General features: G+C 70.1%; 6 protein-coding genes. 4 read left to right on the forward strand and 2 right to left on the reverse strand.

Annotated elements, in window-relative coordinates; genetic code table 11:
• Nucleotide 1 precedes the first annotated feature (1 nt).
• Genes AB7U92_RS21260 through AB7U92_RS21270 form a run of 3 tightly spaced genes read left to right on the forward strand, consistent with a single transcriptional unit; the run spans nucleotide 2 to nucleotide 1736 of the window.
• Nucleotides 2-637 (forward strand): septation protein A, encoded by a 636-nt coding sequence (locus AB7U92_RS21260; protein ID WP_428581729.1) that lies wholly within the window; start codon nucleotides 2-4, stop codon nucleotides 635-637.
• Between the two features lie 2 nt (nucleotides 638-639).
• Nucleotides 640-906 (forward strand): BolA family protein, encoded by a 267-nt coding sequence (locus AB7U92_RS21265; protein ID WP_428581732.1) that lies wholly within the window; start codon nucleotides 640-642, stop codon nucleotides 904-906.
• Nucleotides 907-923: 17 nt separating this feature from the next.
• Nucleotides 924-1736: a peptidylprolyl isomerase gene (locus tag AB7U92_RS21270; RefSeq protein ID WP_428581735.1), complete on the forward strand. Its 813-nt coding sequence runs from the start codon at nucleotides 924-926 to the stop codon at nucleotides 1734-1736.
• Nucleotides 1737-1763: 27 nt separating this feature from the next.
• On the opposite strand, the gene AB7U92_RS21275 is transcribed toward AB7U92_RS21270, so the two are convergent.
• Nucleotides 1764-2450, reverse strand: a complete 687-nt coding sequence (locus AB7U92_RS21275; protein WP_428581738.1) for an ABC transporter ATP-binding protein — start codon at nucleotides 2448-2450, stop codon at nucleotides 1764-1766.
• Between AB7U92_RS21275 and AB7U92_RS21280 the strand changes: the two genes are divergently transcribed.
• Nucleotides 2449-3120, forward strand: a complete 672-nt coding sequence (locus AB7U92_RS21280) for an arylesterase (RefSeq protein WP_428581741.1) — start codon at nucleotides 2449-2451, stop codon at nucleotides 3118-3120. The two genes, AB7U92_RS21275 and AB7U92_RS21280, sit on opposite strands and share 2 nt — an antisense overlap.
• A 7-nt stretch (nucleotides 3121-3127) precedes the next feature.
• On the opposite strand, the gene AB7U92_RS21285 is transcribed toward AB7U92_RS21280, so the two are convergent.
• Nucleotides 3128-5089, reverse strand: a complete 1962-nt coding sequence (locus AB7U92_RS21285) for a DUF6600 domain-containing protein (RefSeq protein ID WP_428581744.1) — start codon at nucleotides 5087-5089, stop codon at nucleotides 3128-3130.
• Nucleotides 5090-5293: the final 204 nt, after the last annotated feature.

Genomic DNA, 5293 nt, shown 5'->3' on the forward strand with positions numbered 1-5293 from the left:
TCTGTTCGACTTTCTGCCCATCATCCTGTTCTTCACGACCTTCAAGGTCGCCGAAGGACGCAAGGACTGGGCGGCCCAGTTCGCCTCCGACCAGTTCGGCTTCATGGTCAGCGGCGGCGTCGTCGGTCCGAACGAGGCGCCGGTGCTGCTGGCCACGGTGGTGGTGATCCTCGCCACGCTGGCGCAGGTGGGCTGGATCATCGCCCGCGGCCGCAAGGTCGACACCATGCTGTGGGTGAGCCTGGGCCTGGTCACGGTCTTCGGCGGAGCCACCATCTGGTTCCACAACGAGACCTTCATCAAGTGGAAGCCCAGCGTCCTGTACTGGGTGATGGGCATGACGTTCTGGCTGAGCCAGCTGATCTTCCGCAAGAACCTGCTGCGCGCGCTGATCGGCGAGCAGCTGACGCTGCCGGCCGGCGTGTGGCAGCGGCTGAATTTCATGTGGGTGGCGTTCTTCGCCTTCATGGGCCTGCTGAACCTCTACGTGGCCTACAGCTTCAGCACCGACACCTGGGTCAATTTCAAGCTGTTCGGCGGTATCGGCCTGATGCTGGTGTTCACCGTGGCCCAGGGCCTGTACATCAGCCGCCACGTGCAGGACGACGACGGCGCCGGCGAGGCCCCGAGCGCCTGATCATGGCCGTCACCGCCGAGGCCATCGAGGCCGCGCTGCGCGAGGCCCTGCAGCCGAGTGACCTCGCCGTGCAGGACGACAGCCACCTTCATGCCGGCCACGCCGGCGCGCGCGAGGGACGGCACTTCAGCGTGCGCATCACCTGCGCGCGCTTCAACGGTTTGTCACGGGTGGCGCGGCATCGCCTCGTTTATGATGCCCTGCAGCATCTCATCCCCCAGGGTATCCACGCCCTGGCCATCGACGCCCGGCTGCCGGGCGATTCCTGATCTTCCCCCTGCCTGCCATGAAGAAGCACCCTTCCCTTCGCCTCACTTCGCTCGCGCTCGCCGCGCTGCTGGCTGCGCCGCTGGCCGCGCAGGCGCAGAACATCGCCATCGTCAACGGCAAGGCCGTGCCGAAGGCGCGCGCCGAGGCGCTGATGAACCAGGCGGTTCGCTCCGGTCAGCCGAAGACGCCCGAGCTCGAGCAGCAGGTGCGCGACGAGGTGGTGCTGCGCGAGATCTTCCTGCAGGAAGCCGAGAAGCGCGGCCTGGCGACGACGGCCGAGTACAAGCAGCAGATGGAGTTCGCCCGCCAGACGCTGCTGATCCGCGAGCTGTTCGCCGACTTCCAGAAGAAGAACCCGGTCACCGACGCCGAAGTCCAGGCCGAGTACGACAAGTTCAAGGCACAGTCCGGCGGTACCGAGTACCGTGCGCGCCACATCCTCGTCGAGAAGGAAGAGGAAGCCAAGGCGCTGATCGCGCAGATCAAGGGCGGCGCCAAGTTCGAGGACGTGGCGAAGAAGAACTCGAAGGACCCCGGCTCCGGCGAGAACGGCGGCGATCTCGATTACGCCGCGCCGGGCGCCTACGTGCCCGAGTTCTCGCAGGCGATGGTCAAGCTGAACAAGGGCGAGATGACCGAGACGCCGGTGAAGTCGCAGTTCGGTTGGCACATCATCAAGCTCGAGGATTCGCGCGAGGCCAAGTTCCCGCCGCTCGAGGAAGTCAAGGCGCAGATCCAGCAGCGCATCGGCCAGCAGAAGCTCGGCGAGTTCCGCGACTCGATCCGCGCCAAGGCGAAGACGGACTACAAGTTCTCGACGCTGAACTGAACCTCCGACCGCCGTCGCATGGCGATGTCACATCGCCATCGCGCCGAGGTCGAGCCGCCCGGCCTCGATGCGCAGTTGACGGTCGCAGCGCGCGGCGATGCCGCGATCATGCGTCACCAGCACCAGTGTGGTGCCGGCCTCGCGGTTGAGCTCGAACATCAGCTCCATCACCCGCTCGCCGGTGGCGAAGTCGAGGCTGCCGGTGGGCTCGTCGGCCAGCAGCACCGCCGGCTGCACCACGAAGGCACGCGCCAGCGCCACGCGCTGCTGCTCGCCGCCCGACAGCACCTTCGGATAGTGACGCAGCCGCTCGCCCAGGCCCACGCGGCCGAGCATCTCGGTGGCCAGGACGCGCGCGTCGCGCCGGCCCTGCAGTTCCAGCGGCAGCATCACGTTCTCCAGCGCGGTCAGGTTGGCCAGCAATTGGAAGCTCTGGAACACGAAGCCCAGCTTCTGGGCACGCAGCGCCGCACGGGCATCCTCGTCGAGCGCGAAGAGATCGGCGCCGCCGATACGCACCGTGCCGCTGCTGGGGGTGTCCAGCCCCGCGATGATCGACAGCAGCGTGCTCTTGCCCGAGCCCGACGCGCCGACGATGGCGGCCGACTGACGCGCCTCCAGGGTGAAATCGATCTCGTGGAGAATCGTCAGCGTGCCGGTGGAGTCCTGCACCTGCTTGGTGACACGCTCCACGGCGATGATGGGTTCGGACATGAATCAGCGTGAGATGAAAGGGGCGGCGACGCGCCGCGACTGGCTGGCGCACTGTAGCCTGCTCGGCCTCGGCCTGTGGTCCGCGGGGGTGAAGGCCGCCGCGCCGCGGGGACCGGCCACGCTGCTCGTCGTCGGCGACAGCCTGTCGGCGGAGTACGGCATCGCCCGCGGCAGCGGCTGGGTGGCACTGCTCGAGCAGCGCCTGGCCAAGGAGAAGATCGCCGCCAAGGTGATCAACGCCAGCATCAGCGGCGACACCACCTCGGGCGGCCGCTCGCGCCTGCCGGCGCTGCTGCGCCAGCATCGGCCCACGCACGTGCTGATCGAACTCGGCGGCAACGACGCACTGCGCGGGCTGCCGCTGTCGATGACGCGCGACAACCTGGCCGCCATGGTGAAGGCCTCGCGCGAGGCCGGTGCGAAGGTGCTGCTGCTGGGCATGCAGGTGCCGCCCAACTACGGACGCAAGTACGGCGAGGACTTCGCCGCGCTGTTCGGCAGTGTGGCGAAGGCCGGTGGTGCGGCGCTGGTGCCGTTCTTCCTCGAGGGCGTGGCCAACGCGGCCAATGCCGAGGCGATGTTCCAGAGCGACCGCATCCACCCGGTGGCCGAGGCGCACCCGGTGATGCTCGGCAACGTCTGGCCGGTGCTCGCGCCCCTGTTGCGCTGAGGCGGGATCAGGGATCCTGGCGGGGGTTTCGGCCCGGGCCGCGCTCGTTGTTCACGTCGGGCCGATCGCGAAACGCCGGGCCGCCGCCCCCACCATTGCCGTTGCCGTTGCCGTTGCCACGCAGTTGCGGTGCCGGCTGAGCAGGCTGCGGTTGGGGCACCGGCTGGCGCAGCACCGGGGCCGGCGCCGGTTGCGGTTGCGGCGGCGCCTGGAACTGCGGCTGCGGGCGCACCATCGGCGGCTGCGGACGCTCCGTACGGTCGATGCGTTCGGCGCGCGGCTGCACGGGCTGCATCGGCTGGGCGGGCGGCATGGGCTGTGCGGGCTGCGCGGGCTGCACCGGGCGCATCGCGGGCGGCTGCGGCAGCGTCCGGATCTCGCGGATCTCACGCTGCTCGCGGATCTCACGCTGCTCGCGGCGCGGCTCGGGCTGCGCCGGCCGCTCGGGCTCGTGCGGCACCACCGGTGCGGCACGCACCACATCGGGCCGGTCGGGCCGGAAGCCGTTGCCCGGCAGGCGCTCGCGCAGCGCCGGCGCCTGCTGCACCGGCGGCCGCGCCACCGGCATGTCGGGACGGCGTTGCACCACGGGCGGCGTGGCCACCGGCGGGGCGGCCACGATGCTGGCGCGAGGCGGCTGGCGCACGATCTCGCGCACCTCGGGGGTGTCGCGCAGCTGACGCGCCACCGGCGCCACCGGCTGGCGCGAAGTGAAGGTGCTGGCCGGCACCACCGTCACCGCATGGGGGAACTTGCGGTTGCGGAAGTCGCGGCCGACCACCGCCTGCTGCGGGTTGTTGACGATGGTCGTGATGTTGGTGATGTTGGTGACGTGCGTGACGTTCACGTTGCGCACGTAGCCCGGGCTCACCCTGTAGTAAGGCACGTAGACCTCGCGCGGCGCCAGTGGCACCCAGCCCACGGCCGGGCCGCCGCCGCCGATGCTGATGCCCAGCGACAGCCGGGGTCCGCCGATCCACGCAACCAGCGCTGGCGCATACACGGGACGGCGCACATAGGTGCCCGGCGCCCAGCACCAGCTGCTGCCGACGTAGACCCAGCGGCCGTAGTGGAACGGCGCGAAGCCCCAGGGTGCCTCGTCGATCCAGGTCCAGCCCCAGGGTGCCACCCAGGCCCAGCGGCCGGTGGTGTACGGCGCCCAGCCGGGCGCGACGGTGCGCGGCACCCACAGTGCGCCGTACTCGGGGTTGTCCTGCCAGTAGCCGTAACGGTCGAGGTCCTCGACGCCGGTCATCTCGGGGGACACGTAGCGCGTGGACGCGCTGCGGTCGTCGGCGCGGTCGCGCTCGGCCACCCAGGACGAGAAGGCGTCGCGCTCCGGCTCCACGATGCTGTACTGCGGCACGTTGGCGCGGTCCATCCAGAACTCGGCGCGCTGCCCGACGTTGATGGTCAGCGCGTTGTTCTGCGTCTCGAAGTAGGCCTGGCCGGACAGCACGGTGGCGAAGCTGGCCTCGTCGGCGCGGTCGAAACGGTAGCGACCGGTGCGTTGCACGGTGAAGCGGCCTTCCTGCGTGCGCAGCTCGAAACCCTCGACCTGCTCTCGGCTGCGGATGCGCACCGCCACGCTGCCGTTGTGCAGTTGCAGCGCGATGCGGTCGTCGTCCAGGCGCAGCACCTCGATCTCGGTGGCGCCGTCCAGCCGCAGCGTGGTCGAGCCGATGCGCACCTCGGTGCGCGCCCCACCGTCAGTGGCCAGACGGTCACCGCTGGTCAGCGGCCGGTTGCGCTCGGCCGCCACCCACTCGCCATCTTCGGGGTGGAACAGCCAGACCTGCCCGTCCACCTCCGACAGCCGGCCGACGCGGCCGGGCGGATCGATCGCCTCCTCGGCGCGCTGCGCCGGCACCGGCGCCGCCACGGCGGTGCAGGCCTGCAGGCCAGGCAAGGCTGCGGCCAGTGCCAGGACCAGGGCTGCCAGGGGGCGGTCTCGATGGGGGCTTCTCATGGTGTGCCTCGTGTGCGTCTTCTGTTCGGAGCCGGCCGGCGCAGGAAAGTGCCGCTGCTCGCACTTCCGCAACGCACGCCTCGGGCGCGGCGCCGCCGCCCGCCCCGCGAGCGACACACAGCTTTACACACCGGCAGCGATCAGTCGTCTTCGGCCGCATCGATCTCGGGAAACAGCACGCTGGTGTAGCCGAAACGCGTGAAA

Source organism: Piscinibacter sp., assembly GCF_050175855.1.
GTDB lineage: Bacteria > Pseudomonadota > Gammaproteobacteria > Burkholderiales > Burkholderiaceae_C > Piscinibacter.

What these genes read in the sequence shown, in the direction of transcription:
- AB7U92_RS21265 (WP_428581732.1), top strand. Translation starts at nt 640, where the DNA reads ATGGCCGTCACCGCCGAGGCCATCGAGGCCGCGCTGCGCGAGGCCCTG.
- AB7U92_RS21270 (WP_428581735.1), top strand. Translation starts at nt 924, where the DNA reads ATGAAGAAGCACCCTTCCCTTCGCCTCACTTCGCTCGCGCTCGCCGCG.
- AB7U92_RS21280 (WP_428581741.1), top strand. Translation starts at nt 2,449, where the DNA reads ATGAATCAGCGTGAGATGAAAGGGGCGGCGACGCGCCGCGACTGGCTG.
- AB7U92_RS21275 (WP_428581738.1), bottom strand. Translation starts at nt 2,450, where the DNA reads ATGTCCGAACCCATCATCGCCGTGGAGCGTGTCACCAAGCAGGTGCAG.
- AB7U92_RS21285 (WP_428581744.1), bottom strand. Translation starts at nt 5,089, where the DNA reads ATGAGAAGCCCCCATCGAGACCGCCCCCTGGCAGCCCTGGTCCTGGCA.